The sequence below is a fragment of the Mesorhizobium sp. B2-5-4 genome (genome assembly GCF_006441095.1).
In the GTDB taxonomy this organism is placed as follows: domain Bacteria; phylum Pseudomonadota; class Alphaproteobacteria; order Rhizobiales; family Rhizobiaceae; genus Mesorhizobium; species Mesorhizobium salmacidum.
Window position 1 is genome coordinate 394,020 of sequence record NZ_VFUR01000002.1, and the last position, 25,932, is coordinate 419,951.

At 64.2% G+C, this 25,932-nt stretch carries 25 protein-coding genes and 1 pseudogene; 15 read left to right on the forward strand and 11 right to left on the reverse strand.

The genetic code is table 11. The features are described 5' to 3' along the window. The first annotated feature begins 45 nt into the window (after positions 1–45). Positions 46–891, forward strand: coding sequence for an aldo/keto reductase (locus FJ492_RS04445; RefSeq protein ID WP_140746227.1), 846 nt, complete (start codon positions 46–48; stop codon positions 889–891). Here the strand turns inward: FJ492_RS04445 and mutS are convergent, their stop codons facing one another. After that, positions 892–3,663, reverse strand: a complete 2,772-nt coding sequence (gene mutS, locus FJ492_RS04450; RefSeq protein ID WP_140768665.1) for a DNA mismatch repair protein MutS — start codon at positions 3,661–3,663, stop codon at positions 892–894. A gap of 138 nt (positions 3,664–3,801) precedes the next feature. Here mutS and FJ492_RS29065 point away from each other — a divergent pair. From FJ492_RS29065 to FJ492_RS04460, 3 genes and pseudogenes are all read left to right on the forward strand, one after another. Continuing rightward, positions 3,802–3,933 (forward strand): annotated as a pseudogene (locus FJ492_RS29065) (glycosyltransferase family 1 protein); the annotation flags it as partial. 76 nt (positions 3,934–4,009) lie between these two features. Continuing rightward, entirely contained in the window at positions 4,010–4,246 is a 237-nt protein-coding gene (locus tag FJ492_RS29070) for a hypothetical protein (RefSeq protein WP_246673939.1), read from the forward strand. Positions 4,247–4,378: 132 nt separating this feature from the next. Next, entirely contained in the window at positions 4,379–6,658 is a 2,280-nt protein-coding gene (locus FJ492_RS04460) for an NADP-dependent malic enzyme (protein ID WP_140768667.1), read from the forward strand. A 47-nt stretch (positions 6,659–6,705) separates the two neighbouring features. Here the strand turns inward: FJ492_RS04460 and FJ492_RS04465 are convergent, their stop codons facing one another. Both FJ492_RS04465 and FJ492_RS04470 read right to left on the reverse strand, forming a co-directional pair. Continuing rightward, a complete protein-coding gene (locus tag FJ492_RS04465; protein WP_140768669.1) occupies positions 6,706–7,404 on the reverse strand; it encodes an antitoxin Xre/MbcA/ParS toxin-binding domain-containing protein in 699 nt (232 codons plus the stop codon). 394 nt (positions 7,405–7,798) lie between these two features. Continuing rightward, on the reverse strand, positions 7,799–8,791 hold the full coding sequence (locus FJ492_RS04470; RefSeq protein WP_140509130.1) for an adenosine kinase: 993 nt from the start codon (positions 8,789–8,791) through the stop codon (positions 7,799–7,801). 275 nt (positions 8,792–9,066) lie between these two features. Between FJ492_RS04470 and FJ492_RS04475 the strand changes: the two genes are divergently transcribed. Next, entirely contained in the window at positions 9,067–9,969 is a 903-nt protein-coding gene (locus tag FJ492_RS04475; RefSeq protein ID WP_140768671.1) for an EamA family transporter, read from the forward strand. Positions 9,970–10,088: 119 nt separating this feature from the next. Beyond that, positions 10,089–10,799 carry a sulfate transporter family protein gene (locus FJ492_RS04480; protein WP_140768673.1) on the forward strand — a complete coding sequence of 237 codons (711 nt, stop codon included), beginning with the start codon at positions 10,089–10,091 and terminating at the stop codon, positions 10,797–10,799. 4 nt (positions 10,800–10,803) lie between these two features. On the opposite strand, the gene FJ492_RS04485 is transcribed toward FJ492_RS04480, so the two are convergent. From FJ492_RS04485 to FJ492_RS04510, 6 genes are all read right to left on the reverse strand, one after another. Next, a complete protein-coding gene (locus tag FJ492_RS04485; protein ID WP_140768675.1) occupies positions 10,804–11,802 on the reverse strand; it encodes a proline racemase family protein in 999 nt (332 codons plus the stop codon). An 11-nt stretch (positions 11,803–11,813) separates the two neighbouring features. Beyond that, positions 11,814–12,617, reverse strand: a complete 804-nt coding sequence (locus FJ492_RS04490; RefSeq protein WP_140716514.1) for an oxaloacetate decarboxylase — start codon at positions 12,615–12,617, stop codon at positions 11,814–11,816. A gap of 75 nt (positions 12,618–12,692) precedes the next feature. Continuing rightward, positions 12,693–13,544 (reverse strand): hypothetical protein, encoded by an 852-nt coding sequence (locus FJ492_RS04495; protein WP_140509140.1) that lies wholly within the window; start codon positions 13,542–13,544, stop codon positions 12,693–12,695. 153 nt (positions 13,545–13,697) lie between these two features. Beyond that, a complete protein-coding gene (locus FJ492_RS04500) occupies positions 13,698–14,369 on the reverse strand; it encodes an HAD family phosphatase (RefSeq protein WP_140768677.1) in 672 nt (223 codons plus the stop codon). A 54-nt stretch (positions 14,370–14,423) separates the two neighbouring features. Next, a complete protein-coding gene (gene dut / locus FJ492_RS04505; RefSeq protein WP_140768679.1) occupies positions 14,424–14,909 on the reverse strand; it encodes a dUTP diphosphatase in 486 nt (161 codons plus the stop codon). Positions 14,910–15,005: 96 nt separating this feature from the next. Continuing rightward, positions 15,006–15,476 (reverse strand): Lrp/AsnC family transcriptional regulator, encoded by a 471-nt coding sequence (locus tag FJ492_RS04510; protein ID WP_140509144.1) that lies wholly within the window; start codon positions 15,474–15,476, stop codon positions 15,006–15,008. A 113-nt stretch (positions 15,477–15,589) separates the two neighbouring features. Here FJ492_RS04510 and FJ492_RS04515 point away from each other — a divergent pair, with 113 nt between their 5' ends. From FJ492_RS04515 to FJ492_RS29075, 4 genes are all read left to right on the forward strand, one after another. Continuing rightward, positions 15,590–15,838 (forward strand): DUF6356 family protein, encoded by a 249-nt coding sequence (locus tag FJ492_RS04515; RefSeq protein ID WP_140509146.1) that lies wholly within the window; start codon positions 15,590–15,592, stop codon positions 15,836–15,838. 15 nt (positions 15,839–15,853) lie between these two features. After that, positions 15,854–16,708, forward strand: coding sequence for a class II glutamine amidotransferase (locus tag FJ492_RS04520; protein WP_246675887.1), 855 nt, complete (start codon positions 15,854–15,856; stop codon positions 16,706–16,708). A 121-nt stretch (positions 16,709–16,829) separates the two neighbouring features. After that, positions 16,830–17,855, forward strand: coding sequence for an amidase (locus tag FJ492_RS04525; protein ID WP_246675888.1), 1,026 nt, complete (start codon positions 16,830–16,832; stop codon positions 17,853–17,855). Further along, positions 17,794–18,204: an amidase family protein gene (locus tag FJ492_RS29075; protein ID WP_246675890.1), complete on the forward strand. Its 411-nt coding sequence runs from the start codon at positions 17,794–17,796 to the stop codon at positions 18,202–18,204. The genes FJ492_RS04525 and FJ492_RS29075 overlap by 62 nt, the downstream gene beginning before the upstream one ends. Here FJ492_RS29075 and FJ492_RS04530 read toward each other — a convergent pair. Then, entirely contained in the window at positions 18,198–19,271 is a 1,074-nt protein-coding gene (locus tag FJ492_RS04530; RefSeq protein ID WP_140768681.1) for an FAD-binding oxidoreductase, read from the reverse strand. The genes FJ492_RS29075 and FJ492_RS04530 overlap by 7 nt on opposite strands. Positions 19,272–19,390: 119 nt before the next feature. Between FJ492_RS04530 and FJ492_RS04535 the strand changes: the two genes are divergently transcribed. The 3 genes from FJ492_RS04535 to FJ492_RS04545 all read left to right on the forward strand — a co-directional run bounded on the left by FJ492_RS04535 (position 19,391) and on the right by FJ492_RS04545 (position 22,606). Further along, the gene (locus FJ492_RS04535; protein ID WP_140768683.1) at positions 19,391–19,987 is read left to right on the forward strand and encodes a TetR/AcrR family transcriptional regulator; all 597 of its coding nucleotides are present in this window, start codon (positions 19,391–19,393) and stop codon (positions 19,985–19,987) included. Then, complete coding sequence (locus FJ492_RS04540; RefSeq protein WP_140768685.1) at positions 19,984–20,913, forward strand: haloalkane dehalogenase; 930 nt, start codon at positions 19,984–19,986, stop codon at positions 20,911–20,913. The genes FJ492_RS04535 and FJ492_RS04540 overlap by 4 nt, the downstream gene beginning before the upstream one ends. A gap of 100 nt (positions 20,914–21,013) precedes the next feature. Then, positions 21,014–22,606, forward strand: a complete 1,593-nt coding sequence (locus FJ492_RS04545) for a peptide chain release factor 3 (protein WP_140768687.1) — start codon at positions 21,014–21,016, stop codon at positions 22,604–22,606. A gap of 171 nt (positions 22,607–22,777) precedes the next feature. Here the strand turns inward: FJ492_RS04545 and FJ492_RS04550 are convergent, their stop codons facing one another. After that, positions 22,778–23,248 carry a VOC family protein gene (locus tag FJ492_RS04550; RefSeq protein ID WP_027142181.1) on the reverse strand — a complete coding sequence of 157 codons (471 nt, stop codon included), beginning with the start codon at positions 23,246–23,248 and terminating at the stop codon, positions 22,778–22,780. A 241-nt stretch (positions 23,249–23,489) separates the two neighbouring features. Between FJ492_RS04550 and ilvD the strand changes: the two genes are divergently transcribed. Continuing rightward, complete coding sequence (gene ilvD, locus FJ492_RS04555; protein ID WP_140768689.1) at positions 23,490–25,334, forward strand: dihydroxy-acid dehydratase; 1,845 nt, start codon at positions 23,490–23,492, stop codon at positions 25,332–25,334. 117 nt (positions 25,335–25,451) lie between these two features. After that, a partial coding sequence (locus tag FJ492_RS04560; protein WP_140768691.1) for an ISAs1 family transposase occupies positions 25,452–25,932 on the forward strand: 481 nt, incomplete at its 3' end.

Sequence of the window (25,932 nt, forward strand, 5' to 3'; positions counted from 1 at the left end):
AGTCTCGTCGCGGCTCGATGCGATCGGGTACCACGGAGCCAGGCCATGGAATCGAGCGTCAGGACCACCACGCTGCCCTGCGGCGAGGCCATACCCGTTCTCGGCCAGGGTACGTGGAAGATGGGCGAGGATTCGCGCCGGCGCTCCGAGGAGGTAGATGCCCTCAAGCTCGGTCTCGATCTCGGCGTCACGCTGATCGACACCGCCGAAATGTATGCCGGCGGCGGTGCGGAAGAAGTGGTGGCCAAAGCTATCGCCGGGCGCCGCGCCGAGGTCTTCCTGGTCTCGAAGGTCCTGCCTTCCAACGCTTCGCGGGCCGGCCTGCAGCGCGCCTGCGAGAACAGCCTGAAGCGCCTCGCCACCGACCGCATCGATCTCTATCTTCTGCATTGGCCGGGCAGCGTGCCCCTATCGGAAACGGTCGAAGCCTTCGAGGCGCTGAAAAAAGCCGGCAAGATCCGGCATTGGGGCGTCAGCAATTTCGACACCGACGAGATGCAGGAATTGGGACTCCTGTCCGACGGCGACAAGGTACAGACCAACCAGGTGCTTTACAATCTGGTCCGCCGCGGCCCGGAATTCGATCTCACGCCCTGGATGAGGAAACGTGGCATCCCACTGATGGCCTATTCGCCGGTGGAGCAGGGCGCGCTGGCATACAATGCCAGGCTCGCCGAGGTCGCAGCCCGTCACAGCGCAACCGCGGCGCAAATCGCCCTGGCCTGGGTAATCCAGCAGGACGGCGTCATCGCCATTCCCAAGGCCGGCAGCCAGGCGCACGTCCGCCAGAATTTTGCCGCGCTGGACATAAAGCTTACGCCGCAGGACATCGCCGATCTCGACAGTGCGTTCCCGCCACCCAGCCGGAAGAGTGGGCTGGAGATGATCTGACTACTTCCCCGCCAGTCCCTTCAACCGGTAAAGTGCCTCCAGCGCCTCCTTTGGCGTCATCTCGTCGGGGTTGATGTCACCCAGTGCTGCGCCCAGCGCGTCGCTCTTCATCGGCCTTGGCGCTTCCCGCTTTACCGCCACCGAAAATAGCGGCAGGTCGTCGACCAGCTGGTTGGTCTTGCCGGAGACCTCGCCTTCCTCCAACTGGTGCAGCACCGCCTTGGCCCGTTCGACCACCGCTTCTGGCAAGCCGGCGAGCCGCGCCACCTGCACGCCGTAGGAGCGGTCGGCGGCGCCCTTGCCGACCTCGTGCAGGAAAACGACGTCGCCCTCCCATTCCTTGACCCGCATGGTGACGTTGGAAAGCCGCGCCAGCTTGCCGGCAAGCGACGTCATCTCGTGGAAATGGGTGGCGAAGATCGCCCGGCAGCGGTTCTTCTCGTGCAGATATTCGACCGCCGCCCAGGCGATCGACAGGCCGTCGAACGTTGCGGTGCCGCGGCCGATCTCGTCGAGGATCACCAGCGCGCGTTCGCCGGCCTGGTTGAGGATCGCCGCCGTCTCAACCATTTCGACCATGAAGGTCGAACGGCCGCGCGCCAGATCGTCCGACGCGCCGACGCGCGAGAACAGCCGGTCGACGACCCCGATATGGGCAGACGCCGCCGGCACGAAGGAGCCGGTCTGGGCCAGGATCGCGATCAGCGCGTTTTGCCGCAGGAACGTCGACTTACCACCCATGTTCGGGCCGGTCAGCAGCCAGATCGCGCCGTTCTTGGCATTTCCCTCCGGCGAGAGGTCGCAATCATTGGCGACGAACGGGCCTTCGCCCGAACGGCGCAGCGCTTGTTCGACCACTGGATGCCGGCCGCCTGAAATCTCGAAGGCAAGGCTGGAATCCACCACCGGCCGGCACCAGCTCTCGCTTTCCGACAAAAGTGCAAGTGCCGCCGACACGTCGAGCACGGCGAGCGCATCGGCGCCGGCGCGGATCGCCTCGGCCTGGCCGACGGCTTCGGCCGTCAGCGCATCGAAGGCGGCCAGTTCGATGCTCAGTGCCCGGTCGGCGGCATTGGCGATCTTGGTCTCCAGTTCGGCGAGTTCGGTCGTGGTGAAGCGCATGGCATTGGCCATGGTCTGGCGATGGATGAAGCGCGCCTTGGCGCCATCGCTGCCGGTCATGACGGCATGATGGTTGGCCGTCACCTCGATGTAGTAACCGAGCACGTTGTTGTGCCGGATCTTCAGCGAACGGACGCCGGTCTCCTCGATCAGGGAGCGCTCCAGCCCGGCGATCACTTTGCGCGACTCGTCGCGCAGCGCCCGCATCTCGTCGAGTTCGGCATGGTAGCGGCCGCGAACGAAACCGCCGTCGCGTTTGAGCAGCGGCAGTTCCTCGCCGAGCGCCTGGGTGAGATGTTGGGCAAGTGTCTTGGGCAGCGCCTGAATCGCGGCCATCGCGCCGGCTAATTCCTGGGGCAGGGCGATCGCGGCAAAGGTTTCAGCGATGGCGCCTGCCGCCTCGAAGCCGGCGCGGAGCGCCCCGAGATCGCGCGGGCCACCCCGGTTGAGCGCCAGCCTGGACAGGGCACGCGGCATATCGGCGACACTCTTCAGGCTCATCCGCACTGCCTGGCAAAGCCGCACTTCGGAACGGAAGAACGACACCGAATCCAGCCGTGCGCCGATGGCCGCCGGGTCGGTGAGCGGCGCCATCAGCCGGTCGGCGAGCAGCCTTGCGCCGCCGCCGGTCACCGTGCGATCGATCGCCTTGAACAGCGAACCCTCGCGGCTGCCGGACAGCGTGCGCAGCAGTTCGAGATTGCCGCGCGTCGCCGGGTCGATGAACAGGGTCGAGCCCTGCTCCTCGCGCTCGGGCCGCGACAGCGGCGGCCGTTCGGCCTTCTGCGTCTTCTCGACATAGGCGATGGCGCCCGAGATCGCCGACAGTTCGGAGCGCGAAAACGTGCCGAAACTGTCTGGTGTCGCCACCTCGAAGAAGCGCGCGATCCGTCCCGTGGCCGAGGCCGAATCGAATAGCGAAGGCGGCTGTGGGCTGGCGACACGTCCGAGCACGTCGAAAACCGGCTTCAGCTCGGGATCGTGGAACACCGGCTCGGCGACGATCAGCTCACGCGGATCGACACGGAAGATGTCGGCGAGCAGCCGGTCGGCGGTAGTCTCAGCGACGCGGAAGGCGCCGGTCGAGATGTCGATCCAGGCAATTGCAAAGCTTCCTTGGTGCCCTGTCGCGCTACCGCGCTCCCCGCCTCTTGGCTCCGCTCCGCCCTTCACCCTGCCCAGCGCCATCAGGAAACTCGATTCCGAGGGTGCCAGCAATTTGTCCTCGGTAATGGTGCCCGGCGTCACCAGCCGCACCACATCGCGGCGCACCACCGATTTGGAGCCGCGCTTCTTGGCCTCGGCCGGATCCTCGATCTGCTCGCAGACGGCAACGCGGAATCCCTGGCCGATCAGCTTCTGCAGGTAATCGTCAGCCGCATGCACCGGCACGCCGCACATCGGAATGTCGTGGCCCTGATGCTTGCCGCGTTTGGTCAAGACGATGCCCAGCGCCCGGCTCGCCTTCTCGGCATCGTCGAAGAACAGCTCGTAGAAATCACCCATGCGGTAGAACAGCAGCGAATCCGGGTTCGCCGCCTTGATCTCGATGAATTGCTCCATCATCGGCGTGACGGCGGCAGCGCCGGGCTGCGGCGGCGTCATCACCTCGGGGGCGGCGTCGGGCTCGTTCGGGCTGTGCATGTTCATGGCGCGGCACGCTAGCAGATGTGATGGCGCGGTTTAATGCCGGGGGAATAGAAAGCAGGGGAAGACCGCGAGCCATCTTTCCATGGAAGGGGCTATTCAGCGTGCATTGCTCGATGGTGTGATCGCCTGACTGGCTGGCTGGCGCCGCAGGAGGTCAATCGCGTCTACAACCAGGCCGCGGTCGGGCTCTGTCTGTCGGCGGCGGAAGGGGCAATGTGCTCCAGCATGGAATATATGATGGCCGGGTTGCCGGTGGTGACCACACCTAGTCTTGGCGGCCGGGACGTCTTTTTCAATCCGGACTATTGCATCATCGCCGAGCCCGATCCGGCGCGCCGTCGAGACGTTGCGCGACCGCGCCATTCCGCGCGAGGAGATTCGCAACCGCACGCTGGCCAAGGTGCGGGCTCAACGGCAGGAACTCACAGTATTCCTGGCCGACCTGCTGAAGAGACTGGGGAGCAGCCAACCGCCGCTATCGCAATGGCCGTTCCCCGGAACCAGGACGCTGCGGCGATGGGCAACGGCCCGCCAGCATGCGCATGAAATCATGGCATCCAGGGTGGCGCAGAATGGCTCCTGACCGAGCGTGTCCGCTTTGAAGCAGCTTTGCAGAGCTTCGTGGTTTACACGCGGCGGCCCGTGGTCTTAATTCGCAAGCACACAGGCACCCGCTTCAAAAAGGTGTCCCACCGGCGAGGAAATCAAAAGCATCATGGCCAGGAAAACCGAGAACAACGGTCCGTCCGTCAGCGCACAGGAAGCGCTCGAATTCCATGCCATGGGCAGGCCCGGCAAGCTGGAGATCGTCGCCACCAAGCCGATGACGACGCAGCGCGATCTCAGCCTCGCTTATTCGCCTGGTGTCGCCGTGCCAGTGCGCGCCATCGCCGAGGATCCATCGAGAGCCTTCGACTACACGACGCGCGGCAACATGGTCGCCGTCATCTCCAACGGCACCGCCATCCTTGGCCTAGGCAATCTCGGCGCGCTGGCCTCCAAACCGGTGATGGAAGGCAAGGCGGTACTGTTCAAGCGCTTCGCCGATGTCGATTCCATCGACCTCGAGGTCGATACCGAGGATGCCGACGAGTTCATCAACTGCGTGCGCTTCCTCGGTCCCTCCTTCGGCGGCATCAATCTGGAAGACATCAAGGCGCCGGAATGCTTCATCATCGAGCAGCGCCTGCGCGAACTGATGGACATCCCGGTCTTCCACGACGACCAGCACGGCACCGCCATCATCTCGGCCGCCGGCCTGATCAACGCGCTGGAGGTAACCGGCCGCGACATGAAGACCACGAAGCTGGTCTGCAATGGCGCGGGCGCCGCCGGCATCGCCTGCATCGAACTGATGAAGGCGATGGGTTTTTCGCCCGAAAACATCACCTTGTGCGATACCAAGGGCGTGGTCTTCCAGGGTCGCACCGAGGGCATGAACCAGTGGAAGTCGGCGCATGCGATCAAGACCGATGCGCGCAGCCTGGCCGAAGCACTCGACGGCGCCGATGTCTTCCTCGGCCTTTCCGCCAAGGGGGCGCTGACCACCGCCATGGTGCAGTCGATGGCCAAGAACCCGATCATCTTCGCCATGGCCAATCCCGATCCCGAGATCACCCCGGAGGAAGTGGCCGAGATCCGCACTGACGCCATCATGGCCACCGGGCGCTCGGACTACGCCAATCAGGTCAACAACGTACTCGGCTTCCCCTACATCTTCCGCGGCGCGCTGGATGTCAGGGCCACCACCATCAATGACGACATGAAGATCGCCGCCGCTCGCGCGCTCGCCGAACTGGCGCGCCAGGACGTGCCCGACGACGTCGCCGCCGCCTATCAGGGCAACCGGCCGAAATTCGGTCCCAACTACATCATTCCGGTGCCGTTCGACCCGCGCCTGATCTCCGCCATTCCGATCGCCGTGGCCAAGGCGGCAATGGATTCGGGCGTCGCCCGCAAGCCTATTATCGATCTCGACCGTTATGCGCAGGAGCTTTCCGCCCGCCGCGACCCGATCGCCTCGACCCTGCAGCGTATCTACGACCGCGTGCGCCGCCAGCCCAAGCGCATCGTCTTCGCCGAAGGCGAGGAGGAGCAGGTGATGCGCGCCGCGGTCTCCTATGTGAACCAGCGGCTCGGCACTGCCATCCTGCTTGGCCGCGACGACGTCATCAAGGAGAACGCCAGGCACGCCGGCATTGACCTCAACAAACAAGGCATCGAGATCATCAATGCGCGTCTGTCGCGCCGCAATTCGATCTACACCGACTACCTCTACGAACGCATGCAGCGCAAAGGCTTCCTGTTTCGTGACTGCCAGCGGCTGATCAACAACGACCGTAATCATTTCGCCGCCTGCATGGTGGCGCTGGGCGATGCCGACGGCATCGTCACCGGCGTCACCCGCAACTATTCGACCGCGCTCGACGATATCAGGCGCGTCATCGACGCCAAGCCCGGCCACCGCGTCATCGGCGTCTCGATCGTGCTGGCGCGCGGCCGCACGGTGATCGTCGCCGACACCGCCGTCCACGACATGCCCAACGCCGAGCAGATCGCCGACATCGCCGAGGAGGCCGCCGGATTTGCCCGCCGCATGGGCTATGAGCCAAGACTCGCCATGCTCGCCTATTCCACCTTCGGCCACCCGCAGGGCGAGCGTTCCGAGCGCATCCAGGAAGCCGTGCGCATCCTCGACAAGCGCCGCGTCGATTTCGAATATGACGGCGAAATGGCAGCCGACGTGGCACTCAACGCCCGCGCCATGGCGCAATATCCGTTCATAAGGCTCACCGGCCCGGCCAATGTGCTGATCATGCCGGCGTTCCACTCGGCCTCGATCTCGACCAAGATGCTGCAGGAACTCGGCGGTTCGACCGTCATCGGCCCGCTGCTGGTCGGCCTGAACAAGCCGGTGCAGATCGTCTCGCTGAACGCCAAGGACTCAGACATCGTGAACATGGCGGCGATCGCGGCGTATACGGCGGGGACTTGAGGAGCGGTCGGCGTGGCGGACGAAAGCTGGCGATCAGACTGGGTCTCTCACCCCGGCGCGAACACCCGCGCCGCCTCGACCACCTCCTCCGCCCGGTCCTGGCGCAACAGGTCGATCGGAATGCGACCGTCGAGCTGAGCCGCTGGGCGGGTCAGCCACAGCCATGCGAGCCTTGGATTGCCGATGATCTCCAGCACATCGCTTATGCCTGCCACCGGCCTGCCGTCGACGAACTGCGCCAGCGGGAAGACGTGCTTGCGACCGCCCTTGCGCAGCGCGATGACGTCGCCCCGTCTCTGCCAGCGGTGCAGGGTGGAGCGGGCGATGCGCAGGTTTTCCTCGAGGTAGGTCGAGCCGGCGACGCGGCCGGCCCAGTCCTCGATCAGCATCGATTCTAGGTCGTCGGACTGGGGAAGCGCGGGAAGCGTTTCGGCCTCTGCCGACAGCGTCGTCGTCCCCACCGTGCCAGCTTCGCTGCGGCGCGCGGCTTCCGCCGCGAGCGCACGCACGAATTTCGAGGCAAGGCCGGGAAGGTCGGCGTGAATGGCGTCGATGGCGCGCTGGTGCTTGGGCGACAGCAAGGTGACCGCGGACGCTATGCTGCCGGCGATCTTGCCGACCGAGATCATTGTCGGGCCGTTGATGGCCTCGTCATAGTGAGCAAGCGCACGCTCGACTTTTTCCGCCACCATGTCGGCGAAATCGTCCTGCGTGATGCCGGTCGTCTTAGTCTGAAATCTGGTCATGCATCTGTCTTCTGGGGCCGCGCGCGCTCCTCCCTCAGCCGCGGCCGGTTGTAGAACGGTTACGGCGGAAAATGGAAAGCGCGACGGCAACAGATGCAGCGATCCGACAGATTGCTGTCCTGCATTGCTCCACACCCTGATTAGCGTGCCGAAATGTCAGTCACGGCACGATCGCATTTGCCTTTAGGAGCGGTCTGTGACAACTGCGCGACGGTGAGAAGCGGTCCGCGCTTGCCTTCTCCCTGCGGGGCCCGAAGGGCGGGCGAGGCCCGTGACTCGCCCAAGACGGTTGAGGGTGCTGGACGGAGTGCCGCCATTGCCAAGCTGGAACACCCCTCATCCGGCCGCTTCGCGGCCACCTTCTCCCACAACAAGGGGAGAAGGAAAGGCGTTCCTACAACAATCCCGCCTGCTCTGCCTCTTTGCGCAGGTTCTGCCGTGGCCTTGGGCCGATCTGCTGGATCACCAATCCGGCCGCCAGTGAGCCAAGATCGCCGCAGGTCTGGAGGTCTCGGCCCTGTGTATAGCCATGCAGGAAACCGGCGGCGTAGAGGTCGCCGGCGCCTGTCGTGTCGACCAGTTCCTTGATGGTGGTTGCCTTTATGACCACGGTCTCGTCGCCGCGTACGATGACCGAGCCTTTTTCGGAACGGGTCACCGCCGCGATCTTGCAATCCTTGCGGATCTGCGCCAGCGCCTCGTCGAAGGACGAAGTCTGGTAAAGCGACTTGATCTCGTGGCTGTTGGCAAAAACAATGTCGACCGTGCCCGAGCGCATCAGGTCGAGGAATTCGTCGCGGTAGCGGTCGACGCAGAATGGATCCGACAAGGTCATCGAGACTTCGCGACCGGCCGCGTGCGCAAGTTTCGCCGTCTGCCGGATGGCTTCCTTGGCGCGCGGCGGGTCCCATAGATAACCTTCGAAATAGGTGACCTTGGCGCCCGACGCCTTGTCGGCCTCGACATCTTCCGGCCCGAGTTCGACGCAGGCGCCGAGATAGGTGTTCATCGAGCGTTCGCCATCGGGGGTGACGAAGATCATCGAGCGCGCCGTCGGCGGCTCGCCCTCGAGCGGCCTGGTGTCGAAGGCGACGCCCTGCGCGTGGATGTCATGCGCGTAGATTTCGCCCAGCGCATCGTTGGAGACCTTGCCGAAGAAGGCGGCGCGTCCGCCGAAGGAGGCGACACCAGCCGCCGTGTTGCCGGCACTGCCGCCGGAGGCCTCGATCGCCGGGCCCATGCGGCTGTAGAGCAATTCGGCGCGGTGGGTGTCGATGAGGTTCATCGCGCCCTTGATGATGCCGTTGGTCTCGAGGAAGTCCTCCTCGCACTGGGCGATGATGTCGACAATCGCATTGCCGATGCAAAGCACGTCATAATCCGGCATCAATGTCTCCGCCAAAACCCGAGCCGGCTTCTTGCCATGCCCGCGCGGGTCTACAGCATGACCCTGAAAACTGGCAACCGATTTTCTGTCGTTGCCGGCGTATCGGCGAGGCCCGTCCTTTGCCGAAGAAGCCCGCGACTGCGCGCCTGCAAGACAGTTTTGCAGTTGGTTTTCGTTGTACCCAGGCGTTACGACAATTCGATCGTGGCCGAAGCATTTCGCCGTGGCGTTGCCTAAAAGGGCTTGTTCGATCCCGATCCGAAGGCGGCAAGCCCATGTCAGCAAAGAGCGATACGACCACCGACCTGGTGTTGCTCGGCGCGCTGGCGGTGCTGTGGGGGGCGTCCTATACCTTCATCAAGATCGGCGTCGAGACCATCCCGCCCATCACCTTCATCGCCGCCCGCACCCTGATCGCCGGCGCCATCCTGTTCGCCGTCATCCGCTGGCGCGGCCTTGCCATGCCGGGCGACGCGGCAAGCTGGCGCCGCTTCGCCTTCCAGGCCTGCCTCAACAGCGTCGTCCCGTTCACGCTGATCGCCGCCGCCGAGCGTTCGGTCGACGCCGGCCTTGCCACCATCCTCAACGCCACCTCGCCGATCTTCACCTTCCTGCTGACGGCGCTCATCACCCGCCATGAGCCGGTGACGGCGCGCAAGCTGGTCGGCGTCGGCGCAGGCATTGCCGGCATATGCCTGATCGTCGGCACGCAGGCGCTTGGCGGCATAGGCCACCAGCTCTGGGCACAGCTAGCCATCGTCGCGGCAACGGTGTGCTATGCGGGCGCCGCCATTTTCGGCCGCGGCTTCAGGGGCCTCGATCCGATGCTTCCCGCCGCCGGTTCGATGCTGTGCGGCGCGATCATGCTGGTGCCGCTCAGCCTGGCGGTCGACCAGCCGTGGACGCTGGCGCCTTCGGCGGCTTCCATACTCGCTTTGCTCGGCCTGTCCGTGTTTTCGACGGCACTGGCTTTCGTCATCTATTTCCGTCTGATCCACACGCTGGGGTCGGTCGGCACGACGTCTCAGGCCTATCTGCGCGTGCCGATCGGCGTCGGCATTGGCGCCGTGTTCCTCGGTGAAAGCCTGGGCCCCACGGCTTGGCTCGGCATGGGTTTTGTCGTTGCCGGCGTGGCGGCCATGACCATACCGGCCCGCAAGCCGGCCTCCGCCCGATAGGCAGATTTCGGGTGAGTGCGAGGCTGGCAACGGCCCGCGCTTGTGCTCGCGGGCCGCACTGCCTATCTCGGGAACGTCCTGCCTTGTGGCTGTGTCCGCTGACCTTGGGGTGAAGCACGGTGATTTTCGACGCTGCCCGCACCGCGGCCCTGGAGTTGCTCTCGCCTCCATTTCGCTCCGTGTTCGTCAAGACGCTTGGCCTGACCCTGCTGGCGCTGGTCGCCCTGTGGTTCGGCCTGACCAGCCTTGTCGAATGGCTGGCCCTGCCGTGGCTCCAGACATCGTTGCCCGACATACCGTCCTGGGCCGGGTGGCTGGGCGGACTAATCGCCGCCATCGCGCTGGCCTTCGGCATGGCGCTGCTGGTCGCGCCGGTCACGGCCGTCATCGCCGGCCTGTTCCTCGACGATGTCGCCGAAGTGGTCGAGCGCACCGACTACCCCGGCGACCCGGCCGGACGCGCCATGCCGGCATTGCGATCGCTGGTGCTGGCGATAAGATTCTTTGGCGTCGTCGTCCTGGGCAACATCGTCGCCTTGCTGCTTCTGCTGGTGCCGGGCATCAACATCGCCGCCTTCTTCATCGTCAACGGCTACCTGCTCGGACGCGAATTCTTCGAATTCGCCGCCATGCGCTTTCGCCCGGAGGAAGATGCGAGGGCCCTGCGCAGGCGGTATGCCGGCACGGTGTTTCTCTCCGGGCTGGTTATCGCGGCTTTCCTCGCCGTGCCGCTGCTCAACCTGCTGACGCCGCTCTTCGCCGCCGCCATGATGGTGCATCTGCACAAGGCGGTCTTGGCACGGGAAGCGGCCCGTCCCGCACGCGGTTGAGCCTTCAGCGCAAGAGAAAGCCGCGCCCCAGCTCGTCGTCCGGTTCGACAATGAATTCGGCTCGTCCGGAATAATAGGCACGGCCGCCGACGCGGGCGACAATCGCTTCGTGCGGACCGGCCTTCGCCGTTCGCGCCACCACCCCGGAAAAGCGCGAGCCGGCGATGCTCTCGAAAATGCGCTTCTGCCCGATGGCGATCTCGCCCTTGGCATGCATGGCCGCCAGCCGGGCGGTGACGCCGGAACCGGTCGGCGAGCGGTCGACCTCCGCCTCGGCGAAGACGCAGACATTCCTGGTGACTTCCCCGGAAAAGGCGTCCTTTCCATCGGTCAGGATGGTGCCGTAGAGGAAGGCGAGGTCATCATGATCGGGATGCGATAGCGGAAACTCGGCCTTGAGCCGGTTCGTCAGCGCGGTTGCCGCGTCGACGAAATCGCGCACACGGTCGCGGCCGAACTCCAAGCCGAATTGATGACAGTCGGCCAGCGCGTAAAAGGCGCCGCCATAGGCGACATCGAAACCGATCTTGCCATATTCCGTCAGCTCGATCTGTTGGTCGCGGGCAAACAGGAAGGCCGGCACGCTCTCGAACGACACCGAACCGGCCTTGCCGTCGCTGACCGCGACCGAGGCGACGACCAGGCCGCACGGCGCCTCGATGTTCACGGTGGTGAACGGCTCCTGCTTGGCCACCAGCCCTTGATCGATCGCGTAACGGCCGAGCGCGACGATGGCGTGGCCGCACATGGTCGAATAACCCTCATTGTGCATGAACAGCACGGCGAGGTCCGCGCCGGGCAAATCGGGCTCGACCAGCAGGGCGCCATACATGTCGTAATGGCCGCGCGGTTCGAAGATCAGCAGTTTGCGCAAATGATCGAGATGGTCGCGCACATAGGCGCGCTTCTCCAGGATGGTGCCCTTGGGAATACTGGGATAACCGCCCGTGACGATCCGGAGAGGCTCGCCGCCCGTATGCATGTCGACGACAGCAAGGTTCATTCGGGCCCGTCCTAGCCCTGGGATTTGCCGTACAGCGCCTGCAACTTGCCGAACGGCATGGCGGCGCGGGTGAAGCCGAACGTGCCGTCCTGCTGGATTTCGCGCGCCGCCGTCTCCAGCATGCCGTAGGCGAAATTGGTCAGCCACGGCCCTAGCGAAATCCGTTTGACGCCGGCCACGGCAAGGTCGGCGATGGTGAAGCCGGGCTTCGCCATGACATTGACCGGCTTGCCGACCGCCGAGCACAAGGTCTGTACCATCTCGACGTCGCCGATGCCCGGCGCATAGAGCACGTCGGCGCCGGCCTTTTCGAAGGCCTGCAGCCGCCTGATCGTGTCGTCGAGGTCGGACTTGCCCCAGAGGAAATTCTCGGCCCGCGCCGTGAAGACAAAGTCGCGCTTCAGCGCCCGCGCCGCCTCCACCGCGGCGGCGACACGCTCGACCGCGTGCGAAAATTCATAGATGGGCTTGTCCGGATCGCCGGTGTGGTCCTCGATCGAGCAGCCGGCAAGCCCGGCGGCTTCCGCCGCGAAAATGGTCTCGGCGGCCTGCTCGGCGCTGTCGCCCTTGCCCTTCTCCAGATCGGCCGAAACCGGCAGTTCGGTCGCCGCCGTCACCTCGCGGCAATGATGGATCATCTGGTCGAAGCTCACGGCTCCGTCCGGCAGGCCGCGCGAAAAGGCAAAGCCGGCGCTGGTCGTGGCCAGCGCCTTGAAGCCGAAGGAGCCAAGCAGCTTCGTCGTGCCCGGATCCCAGGGATTGGGCATGACGAAGGTCGAGGCATGCAGGTCGCGAAAAATCTTGCCGTTGTCCATGAATGCTCCCCCATGACGAGTGTCGGGGCGGATGCTACCGCGCTGTTCGTGGCCGGGCAAACGAATGCGGTTGGTTCAGAAGCGTTTCTCGTTGTCTGCTGCCAATTTCTCGAAAGCGTCGGAATCGGCGACATAGCGCGCTGTTTTCTTGTCCCAGCGGTAGGTTACGGAATTGTCGTTCGAGACGGCCTTCGGGGCCGGTTCGTCGCAAGTCTCTTCGCCAGGCACTGTCTTGTCGGTTATCGTCGCCTTGATCGCTGCGTAGGGCGAGCCATCGCTCAAAGCCTGGAAGGTCAGGTCCTGGGAGCGCCGGTAGGAACAGACATTTTCGTCGAACGTGTTGATGAGGTCGATCAGCTCAAAACGGCCGTCTCGCACCAGGATAAGCGGCGTCGACATGTAGCCCTGGTTCGAATTGAAATGCGTGCTGGAGATCATCAGCGCATCGTCACTGGCGCCGAGCGAAAGTTTACCGGGGTGGCGAAAGAAGGTGAAACGGTCGGTCGCCACATTGACGGCATCGAGCAGCTTCGGTTTGCCGGTGAGGTCGTAAAGCGCCAGCACCGCATAGCCCTCCGCGCTGTCGGGCGACTGGCCGAGGTCGAACAGCATGGCCAGCCGATCCTTGCCGCCGGCTTTGATGCCAAGCACGCCGGCGCTGAAAACGCTCGGTGCCTCTGGTGGCGAGCTGTCATTGTCGGGACCGGCAATGTGCCGCATCTCGATCGGCGAGGAGCCGACATAATAATCGCCCTTCGCCGTCAGATCCGGAACGACCATCCTGATGAGATCGGCATAGGTCGTATCGGCGTGGCCGACGATGGGTTTGCCGAGGTCCGGGCTGGCGGCATCCTGGGCTCCGGCCGCGCCGCACAGCAATGGCAGCAACAGGCAGGCAAGGACGAGCCGATGCAAAAATCCTGACATGCTTGATATCGTCCCCTCACCCCAGCGCCGCCAAGCTAACATGACTTGCCGGGCCGCGCAGCTACAGCATATCGCGGCGAATAGGATTCGCCCGACCTGCTGTAAGCTTCTGATTTTATGCATGTCGTTATCCCGGCCTACACGGCCGGCGAATCAGTGGATCGGCACCAGCCCGGCGAGTTCGCGCATATCATCGAACAGGATGCCGCCGGCCTGGATCAGGCCGTCGCGGTCGGAATAGGGGTCGCCATGATAGGAAAACACCCGCATGCCGGCGGCGATCCCGGCCTGCGTGCCGGCGACGCTGTCCTCGACGACGATGCAGTCGGCGGGCGCGAAGCCCATGGTTCTGGCGGCGTGCAGGAACAGGTCGGGGAACGGCTTGCCGCGCGATACCATGGTGGCACTGAACATGGCATGTTCGAACAGCGGCAACAGCCCGGTCTGGCCAAGGGTTATGTGCATCTTGGAGATCCTTGCCGAGGTGGCGACGCAATAGGCGATGCCGGCCGCGCGGACCGCCTCGATGAACTCCCGGACATAAGGGATCGCCTCGACGCCATGGGCGAACAGATCCGGCAGGCCGGCATTCCAGCGCTCGACGAAATCGGCGCCGAGCCTGACGTTGGTCGTCTCTTCGATCTCTTTCTGCACTGACACCATGCTGCGGCCGGAGAAGTTCTTGCGGCAATATTCGAAGGTCGCGGGATAGCCGGTCGCGCTTAGCCATTCGGCAAGGCGCCGGTTGGCGAGGTTCTCGGTATCGACCAGGATCCCATCGCAGTCGAAGATGACGAGCTTTGGCAGCGGCCCTGTTTCAGTCATATTGGATCAGTCTACGCGACAAATCGGTTCGATATGCCGAAATACAGCCATGCATCAGGCAGTGCCGGTCGATCCGAATCCGCCCGAGCCGCGCGTCGTGCCGCCGGCCAGCGAACGCTCTTCCACCGCCACCTGCGTCACGGCGGCGAAAACGATTTGGGCGATCCGCATGCCGCGCGTCACGGCGAAGTCCTCGTCGCCGAGATTGACCAGCAGCACCTTCACCTCGCCGCGATAGTCGCTGTCGACCGTGCCGGGTGAATTGAGGACGGTGAGGCCATGTTTGAAGGCAAGGCCCGAGCGTGGCCGCACCTGGCCCTCCATGCCCTCGGGAATTTCCAGGATCAACCCGGTCGGCACCAAGGCGCGCTTGCCCGGCAGGATCAGAAGCGGCCGGTCTTCGGGCACCGCCGCGCGCAAATCCATGCCGGCGGCGCCGGCGCTTTCATAAGCGGGAAGCGGAAGACCCTCACCATGCGGCAACCTGACGAAGCCGACGGTCGGACCGATGACGGAAGGTGTTTGAAGGGCTGCGCGCATAAAATGGATCCTATCGGCGCGATTGCCGATTCGGTCAACTCGACCGCAGGGCTATCAACGGCTTTCTTTCGGGCATCACTGTGGCCTGAGGACGGCTCAACGCACTTCCATCGGAACCACGGTCGTCTCCTTGATCTCCTCCATGACGAAGGAGGCGGAAACATCCGACAAAGCCACCTTGGCGATCAGCCGCTGGTAGAGCCGGTCATAGGCCTTCACGTCGGCGACGCGGGCGCGCAGCACATAGTCGAGATCGCCGGACATGCGGTAGACGCCGATGATCTCGGGCAAGCCCGCCACCGCAGCGCGGAATTTCTGCAGCCAGTCCGGGTCGTGGTTGGATGTGCGGATCAGGATGAACACCGAAAGGCCAAGCCCGAGCTTCTCGGCATCGACCAGCGCCACGCGGCCGGTGATGACGCCAGCTTCCTCCAGCCGCTTGACGCGCCGCCAGCAGGCATTGCGCGACAAGGCCACCCGCTCCGACAACTGGTCGACCGACAAGGTGCCGTCGCGTTGCAATTCGGCGAGCAATTTCCGATCAAGTTCGTCGATTGCCAGTGTCATGTGGGATACTTGTCCCATGAAATCGCAAAATACAAGGATATTTTGGGACCAATGAACCGGTGAGGCGTGTCAGGATACTCATATCGGAACGCAAACGCTGAAGGGGAACCAGCATGTCGGTCGCAAGGATTTTCACCTCTCATCCGGCCAAGGTCGGTGAAACCTATTTCGGCCATATGGCCTTCGCCACATGGTTTTCGTCGCGCCTGCTGATGGCGGCGGCAGCAGCATTTGTTCACGCTTTCTTGCCATTTCTCTTTGAGACTACCGCCAGCCGAATCATTCGCGAGCTCTACGAGCGGACGCACAACAGAGGCACACACGCGATCAACGAGCCCGCTGCTCTTCCGGATCGCGCCTAAAGGAAGGCGGAAGCAATGTGCCGGTGGGCGGCCTATCTCGGTGAAGCGGTCTTTCTCGAAGACATCCTCACGGCGCCCTGTCACTCACTGATCGCCCAGAGCCACTGCGCCCAGGAAGCGAAGTCGCCGACCAATGGCGATGGTTTCGGCCTTGCCTGGTACGGCGACCGGCCGGAGCCCGGTCTCTACCGCGACATCCTGCCGGCGTGGTCCGATCCCAACCTGAAGAGCCTGTGCCGGCAGATCAAATCCGGCCTGTTTCTCGCGCATGTGCGGGCCTCGACCGGCGGCGCCACCAGCCGCATGAATTGCCATCCGTTCATCTCCGGCCGCTGGTCGTTCATGCACAATGGCCAGATCGGCGGCTTCGAGAAGATCCGCCGCGCGCTGGAGAACTCGTTGTCCGACGCTGTCTTCGAGCAGCGCGAAGGCACCACCGATTCCGAACTGTTTTTTCTGCTCATGATCGACGAAGGGCTTTCGTCCGACCCGCAAGGTGCCGTTTCCCGCGCCACCTCCCGCGTGCTCGAAGCCTCGCGCCGCGCTGGTCTCGAGCCGGCGCTGAAATTGACCGCCGCCTTCTCCGACGGGCAGGCGCTGCATGCGGTGCGCTATGCCACCGACGTCCAGGCGCCGACGCTCTACACGTCCATCTTCCGCAAGGGCGCTGGCCGCTGCATCGTTTCCGAACCCTTCGATCGAGAGGGCGGCGACTGGCAGGCGATCCCGCCATCGAGCTTCGTCACCATGACAAGGGACGGCATCGACATTCGTCCGTTCGCTCCGCGGCGAAGCTGGCGCTGGCCGGGTAAGTCTTCTTCGCCGATGTCTCAAATCGGCAATGTGGCAGGACAGAGGGGGGCGCCGTAGAGTGCCGACCTCACGCAATCCCAATCAAGCGCCCACCTCCAATGAATGCTCAACTCCGCTTGAAGCCGCGCCGCTATCCGCCATTTGATGAGGCGGCGGCAAGCAAGCCGGAACCTTGATCATGAATCTCGCCTTTTCCTCAGCCACCGATCTCGCCGCCGCCATCGCCGCGCGCAAAATCTCCGCCGTCGAAGCGCTCGACGCCCACCTCGCGCAGATCGACAGGCACAATCCTGCCGTCAACGCCGTCATCTCGCTCGACAGGGACGGGGCTCGCGAGCGTGCCGAGGAGGCCGATGCGGCATTGTCGCGTGGCGAAGCGCTCGGGCCGCTGCACGGCGTCCCCTTCACGCTGAAGGACATGCACGAGACATCTGGGATGAAAACCACGGTCGGCTTCCCGCTCTTCGCCGACTATGTGGCGAAAGAGGACAGCCCCGTCGTTAACAGGTTGAAGACAGCCGGCGGTGTGCTGATGGCCAAGACCAATGTCGCCACAATGCTGTCCGACTGGCAATCGGACAATCCGCTGTTCGGCCGCAACAGCAATCCCTGGAATCTCCAGCGCACCCCGGGCGGATCCAGCGGCGGCGCCGCTGCCGCCGTCTGCACAGGCATGACACCGTTCGACATCGGCACCGACATGCAGGACTCGATCCGCCTTCCCGCGGCGTTCTGCGGCGTCTACGGCCTGAAGCCGACGGAACATCGCGTTTCGCTGGCCGGCGCCTTTCCGGATCCAGGCGGTGCGGCGCGAAGCGTGCGGCTGATGTCCTGTCTCGGCCCACTGGCGCGCAGCATCGACGATTTGGCGTTGATCTATCGGATCATCTCCGGCCCGGACGACCGCGACACCGACCTTGCGCCGGTGCCCGTCGAGGCCATGCCGAAGCTCGACCTCCAAAACTTTGCGCATCGCTTTCGCGCCCTCCTTTCCCGGGTTCCCAGTGGCCGGCGGCATCAGTGCAGCGGTCGAAAATGTCGCAAGACGACTGCAAGATGCCGGCGCCATCATCGAGGAAGCGAAACTGCCCAAGCTCGACCTGCACGACGATCTCGCCCAGGGCGGCGCGCTGATCGGCATAATGATGGAGGCGGCGCAGCAGGAACCGCCGGAGGAGCCGGCATCGGTCTCGCGCTGGTTTGAGGCACTGGCCCGCCGCGACAAATCCATTCTCGCCTGGGACCGTTTTTTCGAGGATTGGGACGCTCTGCTCTGCCCGGTCGCCATGACCACAGCATTCCCGCATTGTGCGCCGGGCACTGCGATCAAAGTCGACGGCAAGGACCAGAGCTACTGGATGTTGCCGGCCTACGGAGCCGTCTTCAACTACAGCGGCCACCCGGCGCTTTCGATACCTTGCGGGCAGGACAGCGACGGCCTGCCGATCGGCCTGCAGCTTGTCGGCGGACGCTGGTCGGAGGCGCGGCTGCTCGCCGTGGGCAAGGGGATGGCGCCCTTGACCGGCGGCTTCAGTCGTCCGCCCGGCTATTGAGCGAAGCGCGACAGTCCGTAAGGCGCCAGCAGCGGGTCGCGCTCGCCGCCAAGGATTTCGCGCGTGGCGAACAGGCCGACGGCCGGCGCCAGCGTGATGCCGGAATGCATGACCGCGATGTAGACGCCATCCATGCCCTCGGCGCGGCCGATGATCGGAAAGCCGTCGATCGGTGTCGGCCGGTAGCCGACCGTGTAGAAATCCAGCTCAAGTCCGTCGCTGTCGCGCAACATGGCTTTCGTGGCCGCGAACAACGCGCGGGCGGTGGCTTTGGCATCCATCCCCGGATCGGCGCCGCCGAAGTCCGAGCCGGCGATGATACGGCCTTCCGCCGTCTGGCGCATGTGCAGCCGCTCGGCCAGCACCAGTCCGTTGAGCAGCTTCTTGTATGGCCGCGAATGGACGATCAGGCCGGGCGGGGTCTCGATCGGCAGGTTGATGCCGGCGGTCGCGGCAATGTCCGGCGAGCCGACGCCTGCCGCGATCACCACCTCGTCGGCGGCAATCAGCCCATGCGATGTGCCCACGCCGGTTATCCTGCCATTGGTCTGGATCAGCGCCGTGACCGTACTGGAACGGATGCGCGCGCCGCGCTGTTCGGCATCGGCCAGCAGGGCCTTGGAGGCTGCGAGCGGCTCGGCAACACCTTCCTCGGCGACATGCAAAGCGAAATCCGGCGGTTCGGCGAGATTCGGCTCGATGCGCGCCGCGCCGGCACGGTCGACGCGCTCGATGCCGTAGCCCCAGGCTGAGTGCTCCGCGGCATAGGTCTCCATATCCGCCGCCGATAGATCCCAGCACAGGCCGCCGCACCAGTTGAGCGGCAGGCCGGGCAGGTCTCTCGCCAGCCGGGACCATTCGGCCATGGCGCGGCTGCGCAGCCGGAAATAAGGCTCCGGATTGCCCCAGCTGGCATTGATCCAGGCAAAGGAATTGAGCGTCGCGACACCCCCGGCCTCGCTGTCGGCGATGACCGTTACCTGGGCGCCCGCTTTGGTCAGGTGCCAGGCAATCGACGCACCGATGATGCCGGCGCCGATGACGATCACTTGTTTGCCGGCGCTCATGTTCGCTCCTGATCCAAGGGTGACGTGTCATCCAAGTGCCATCCTGTCCGCCGCTTGCCAACATCGAATGCCGTAAAAAAGGCAGCTTGACATCAATACGTACGTACGTATTAGCGGCCATGGCTAGACAATCACTCCGCGAAAAACTCCTCGGTGCCGGTTTCCAGACCATCTGGGACTCGGGCTATGCCGCCGCCGGCATACGCGACATCGTCGCCGCGGCTGACGCCCGGCCGGGCTCCTTCACGAACCATTTTGCCTCCAAGGAGCAATTTGTTGGCGAAGTGGTCGACCGCTATTTCGCCTATGTGAGCGGACTGGTCGAAACAGCGCTGGCCCGGGATGGGACCCCGCCTGTCGGCAGGCTGCGCCGTTATCTCGATATCATCACCTCGAAGCTTGAAGCGCATGATTGGGCGCGCGGCTGCATGATCGGCAATCTCAGTCTTGAGACCGCCGTGCACAGCGAACCGCTGCGCCTGCGGCTGGTCGCTATCTTCGAGCGCTGGCGTCGGCCCTTCGCGGCCTGCATCGCCGAAGGCCAGGCGACCGGCGACATCACGAGAGCCTTCGATGCCGAGGACCTTGCCGACTTCCTGCTGTCGTCCTGGCAAGGCGCCATGCTGCGTATGAAAGTCGAGCGTAGCCCCGAGCCGCTCGAGCGATTCAAGAAGATCATCTTCAGTACAGTCTTTGGAAAGGAGCCGATCCCATGACTTCGAAAGCCGACATGCCTCAGGCGGGCGTCGCCGCACCGAGACGTTCGCAAATCGCCGTCCTCGATTCGACCATGTCCTTTGTCGAGGCCGGCGCGTCCGGCCCGACCGTGCTGTTCCTGCATGGCAATCCGACCTCGTCGCATATCTGGCGCAACATCATCCCGCACGTGGCGCCGTTCGGGCGCTGCATCGCGCCCGACCTGATCGGCTATGGCCAATCCGGCAAGCCCGATATCGACTATCGCTTCTTCGACCATGTCCGCTACCTCGACGCCTTTCTCGACGCGCTCGACATCAGGGACATGGTTCTGGTCGCCCAGGATTGGGGCACTGCCCTGGCCTTCCATCTTGCGGCGCGGTGGCCGCGCCGCGTTCTCGGCCTCGCCTTCATGGAGTTCATCCGGCCCTTCGAGCGTTGGGAGGACTTTCACCAGCGTCCGCAAGCTCGCGAAATGTTCAAGGCGTTGCGTACACCCGATGTCGGCGAGAAGCTGGTCCTGGAAGACAATGTCTTCGTCGAAAAATTGCTGCCGGCCTCGGTGCTGCGCACAATGAGCGACGAAGAGATGGCCGTCTACCGGGCGCCGTTCCCGACGCCGCTATCGCGCAGGCCGGTGCTGCGTTTGCCCCGGGAATTGCCGATCGAGGGTCAGCCCGCCGACGTCGCCGCCATCAGCGAACACGACCATCGGGCGCTGCGGCTGTCCACCTATCCGAAACTGCTGTTCGCCGGCGATCCAGGCGCGCTGATCTCACCGCAGGCCGCACGCGAATTCGCGGCCAGCTTGAAGAACTGCCGGTTCATCGATCTCGGGCCTGGCGCGCACTACCTGCAGGAGGATCATGCCGACACGATCGGCAGCGCTATCGCCGGCTGGCTTCCGGGGGTCGTTCAGGCGGGCCGCATGAACGAACCCGCCTGAAGCAAGCCATGCAACCGGCGGCGTTCACGCCGCCGGACCGGTCGACAGCCCGGCGCTGCGCTGCTAGAAGCCCGGCCTGTCACACGGAAATCCCAAGAGAATGCCCGAAATTATTCCAGAGGAAGTGGCGCGCCGCCGCACTTTCGCGATCATCGCCCACCCCGACGCCGGCAAGACGACGCTGACCGAAAAGCTGCTGCTGTTCGGTGGCGCCATCCAGCTTGCCGGCGAGGTCAAGGCCAAGAAGGACCGCATCCAGACGCGTTCCGACTGGATGAAGATCGAGCGCGAGCGCGGCATTTCGGTCGTCACCTCGGTGATGACGTTCGAATATGAGGACAACGTCTTCAACCTGCTCGACACGCCGGGCCACGAGGATTTCGCCGACGACACCTATCGCACGCTGTCGGCGGTCGACTCGGCCGTCATGGTCATCGACGCCGCCAAGGGCATCGAGCCGCGCACGCTGAAGCTGTTCGAGGTCTGCCGGCTGCGCGACATCCCGATCATCACCTTCGTCAACAAGATGGACCGTGAAAGCCGCGATCCGTTCGAGATTTTGGACGAGATCGAGCAGAAGCTGGCGCTGGACACCGCGCCCATCACCTGGCCGATTGGCCGTGGCAAGACTTTTTCCGGCACCTATCACCTGGCGCTGAACGCCGTGCGCAAGGGCGACGACGAGAAGGAACGCACGCCGGTCAACGGTCCCGATTCCAACCGCGTTGCCGGCATGCTGCCGGAAAACGAGCGCGAGGCTTTCATCGAGGAACTGGAGCTCGCGCGAGAGGCGTGCAGACCCCTTGATATCGACGCTTTTCGCGAGGGCCATCTGACGCCGGTCTATTTCGGCTCGGCGCTGCGCAATTATGGCGTGCGCGACCTGATCGAGGCGCTTGGCGCCTTTGGTCCGCCACCGCGCGCGCAGGAGGCCGACACCCGCACCATCGAGGCGACGGAGGAAAAAATGACCTCCTTCGTCTTCAAGATCCAGGCCAACATGGATCCCAACCACCGCGACCGCATCGCCTTCGTGCGCGTCTGCTCGGGCAAGCTCGAGCGCGGCATGAAGGCCAAGCTGGTGCGCACGGGAAAGCCGATGAGCCTCTCGGCCCCGCAATTCTTCTTCGCCCGCACCCGTGTCACCGCCGACGAAGCCTTCGCCGGAGATGTCGTCGGCATCCCCAACCACGGCACGCTGCGCATCGGCGACACGCTGACCGAGGGCGAGGAAATCCTGTTTCGCGGCGTGCCGAATTTTGCCCCGGAAATCCTGCGTCGTGTCCGCCTCGGCGACGCGATGAAGGCGAAAAAACTCAAGGAAGCGCTGCACCAGATGGCCGAGGAAGGCGTGGTGCAGCTGTTTTCGCCCGAGGACGGCTCACCGGCTATCGTCGGCGTCGTCGGCGCCCTGCAGCTCGATGTGCTGAAAGAGCGGCTGAACTTCGAATACACCCTGCCCGTCGAATTCGAGATGTCGCGCTTTTCGGTCTGCCGCTGGATCTCGGCCGATGACAAGGCCGAGGTGCTTCGCTTCATCGAGGCGCATCGCGGCGACATCGCCCGCGACCTCGACAACGACCCGGTCTTCCTCGCCCAGCACGCCTTCTCGCTGAACTACGAAGCCGAGCGCTGGAAAGCAATCCGCTTCGCCACGATCAAGGATTATCAGGTCCGCGACAAAGCGGCATAGGAACCCTTTTTCCTTCTCCCGTTCACGGGGAGAAGGTGCCCGAAGGGCGGATGAGGGGCAGCGCCGACTTCAAGGATCGTTAGACTCAATCCCCCGGCCTTCGCAAGCTCTGGGCGTTCGAAGCTCGAAAAGCCAAGCAATTGGCTTTTCGTCCGCTACGCGGACCGCTTCTCACCCTTTCGCCGCCGCCTCCAATTTGGCGATATCGATCTTGCCCATCTGCATCATCGCTGACATCACCCGGCCGGCCTTGGCCCTGTCAGGGTCCTGAAGCAGTCGCGGCAACTGCTCCGGCACGACCTGCCAGGAAACACCGAACTTGTCCTTCAGCCAGCTGCATCGGCCGGGCTCGCCGCCGCCTTCGGTGAGTTTGCTCCAGAAATGATCGACCTCGTCCTGCGTCTTGCAGTCGATCGAGAGCGACATGGCCTCCGTGAACTTGTATTGCGGGCCGCCATTGAGCGCCTGGAACTGCACACCGTCGAGCTCGAACGATGCCACCAGCACTTTGCCTTCCGAAGCATGGCCCTGCGGCCAGCGCGTGACGCTCAGCACCTTCGAATTCTTGAAGATGGATACGTAATGGTTCATGGCCTCTTCGGCCTGGTCGTCGAACCACAGGAAGGTGGTGATCTTTTGCATGTCGTGCTCCTCGGTTGCTTCTTGCTGCCACAATGAAACGGCTGGCTCCCGGAATGGCGCCATTTCTTGCCGTCTGCCCAAGGACGGTCGTGATACGCCCGATCCGACAACGGCACCGGATTTTCCTGGAGAATCTGGCGCATTGCAAAATTGTGGCCAGACCATAGTTGCGCGTCTATAACCCCTGCGATCAAAGTTCAGCGCCGCCGCGCCCGGCGCGGCCAGCCACCAAGGAAAAAACATGCCCGCCTACCGTTCCCGCACCACCACCCATGGCCGCAACATGGCCGGCGCCCGCGGCCTGTGGCGCGCCACAGGCATGAAGGATAGTGATTTCGGCAAGCCGATCATCGCGGTGGTCAATTCCTTCACCCAGTTCGTGCCCGGCCATGTTCATCTGAAGGACCTCGGCCAGCTGGTCGCGCGCGAGATCGAGAAGGCCGGCGGTGTCGCCAAGGAATTCAACACCATCGCGGTGGACGACGGCATCGCCATGGGCCATGACGGCATGCTCTATTCGCTGCCGTCGCGTGAGCTGATCGCCGATTCCGTCGAATACATGGTCAACGCGCATTGCGCCGACGCCATGGTCTGCATCTCCAACTGCGACAAGATCACACCCGGCATGCTGATGGCCTCGCTGCGCCTCAACATCCCGACCGTGTTCGTCTCCGGCGGGCCGATGGAAGCCGGCAAGGTCGTGCTGGCCGGCAAGACGCAGGCGCTCGACCTGGTCGACGCCATGGTGGCCGCTGCCGACGACAAGATCTCCGACGAGGACGTCAAGGTCATCGAGCGCTCGGCCTGCCCGACCTGCGGCTCCTGCTCGGGCATGTTCACCGCCAACTCGATGAACTGCCTGACCGAGGCACTCGGCCTGTCGTTGCCCGGCAACGGCTCGACGCTGGCCACACATGCCGACCGCAAGCGTCTGTTCGTCGAGGCCGGTCATCTCGTCGTCGATCTCGCCCAGCGCTACTACGAGCAGGATGACGAGAGCGCACTGCCGCGCAGCATCGCCTCGAAGGGCGCCTTCGAGAACGCCATGACGCTCGACATCGCCATGGGAGGCTCGACCAACACGGTGCTGCACATCCTGGCCGCCGCCCATGAGGGTGAGGTCGACTTCACCATGGAGGACATCGACCGGCTGTCGCGGCGGGTGCCTGTCCTTTGCAAGGTGGCGCCGGCTAAGTCCGACGTGCACATGGAAGACGTCCATCGCGCCGGCGGCATCATGGCCATCCTCGGCCAGCTCGACGAGGCCGGACTGATCAATCGCGATCTGCCGACGGTGCATACCGCCAGCCTCGGCGAAGCGCTCGACCATTGGGATATTTCGCGCACCTCGAGCCAGAATGTGCGCGACTTTTTCCTCGCCGCTCCCGGCGGCGTGCCGACACAGGTCGCCTTCAGCCAGGACCGTCGCTGGGACGAGCTCGACACGAACCGCGAAACCGGCGTCATCCGCTCGGCGAAGACGCCTTTCTCGAAAGATGGCGGCCTTGCCGTGCTGAAAGGCAATCTGGCGCTCGACGGCTGCATCGTGAAGACGGCCGGCGTCGACGAGTCTGTCCTGAAATTCACCGGTCCGGCGCGCGTCTTCGAGAGCCAAGACGCTTCGGTCAAGGCGATCCTTGCCAATGAGATCAAGGCTGGCGATGTCGTCGTCATCCGCTATGAGGGACCGCGCGGCGGCCCCGGCATGCAGGAAATGCTCTATCCGACCAGCTATCTGAAGTCGAAGGGCCTGGGCAAGGCCTGCGCGCTGGTCACCGATGGCCGCTTCTCCGGCGGCACCTCGGGCCTGTCCATCGGCCATGCTTCGCCTGAAGCGGCGGAAGGCGGGCTGATCGGGCTGGTGCAGGAGGGCGATACGATCGAGATCGATATCCCGAACCGCACCATCCGCCTCGCCGTGGACGACGCGGAACTCGATGCGCGCCGCGCGGCCATGGAGGCCAAGGGCGCGGACGCTTGGAAGCCGCAGGAAAAGCGCAAGCGCAAGGTGACGACCGCGCTGCGCGCCTACGCTGCCTTCGCCACCAGTGCCGACAAGGGGGCCGTGAGGCACGTGCCGGAGTAAGGGCGGTTCTTCCTTCTCCCACAACAAGGCAGGGGAATCGCATATGGCGTTTTGGGAGTTGAAATTGGTCTGAGAAGAGATTCTTTGGGAAGGCAGTCCAGCGAAGGAGTGACTGCCATGTCCTGCCTTGAGAGCTATTTCGGCGCGGTCCCTGACCCGCGCGCGGCCAACGCCACGCACCGGCTTGGCGATTTGATCGTGATGATGGTTGCGGCAAGCCTGTGCGGCGCGACCAATGCGACGGAGTTTTCGTTGTTTGCGCAAGAGCGCAAGCAGGCGCTGTCGCGGTTGATCGCGTATGAGGAGGCGCCCAGCCATGACACCTTCTCGCGGCTGCTGCGCCTGCTCGATCCTGAGGCCTTCGGGCGCGCCTTCGCCGCGTTTGCCGCAGGCTTTGCCCAGGCATGCCAGGGCGTGGTCTCGCTCGACGGCAAGGCGCTGCGGCGGGCTTATGAGAAGGGCCTTGCAGCCAGTCCGCCCTTGACGGTCTCGGCCTTTGCCGCCGAGACGCGGCTGTGCTTGGCGGCTTCGCCCGGCGATGCGGAGAATGAGGTCGAGGCTGCCCTCAAGGTAGTCGAACTCATTGATCTCACTGGTA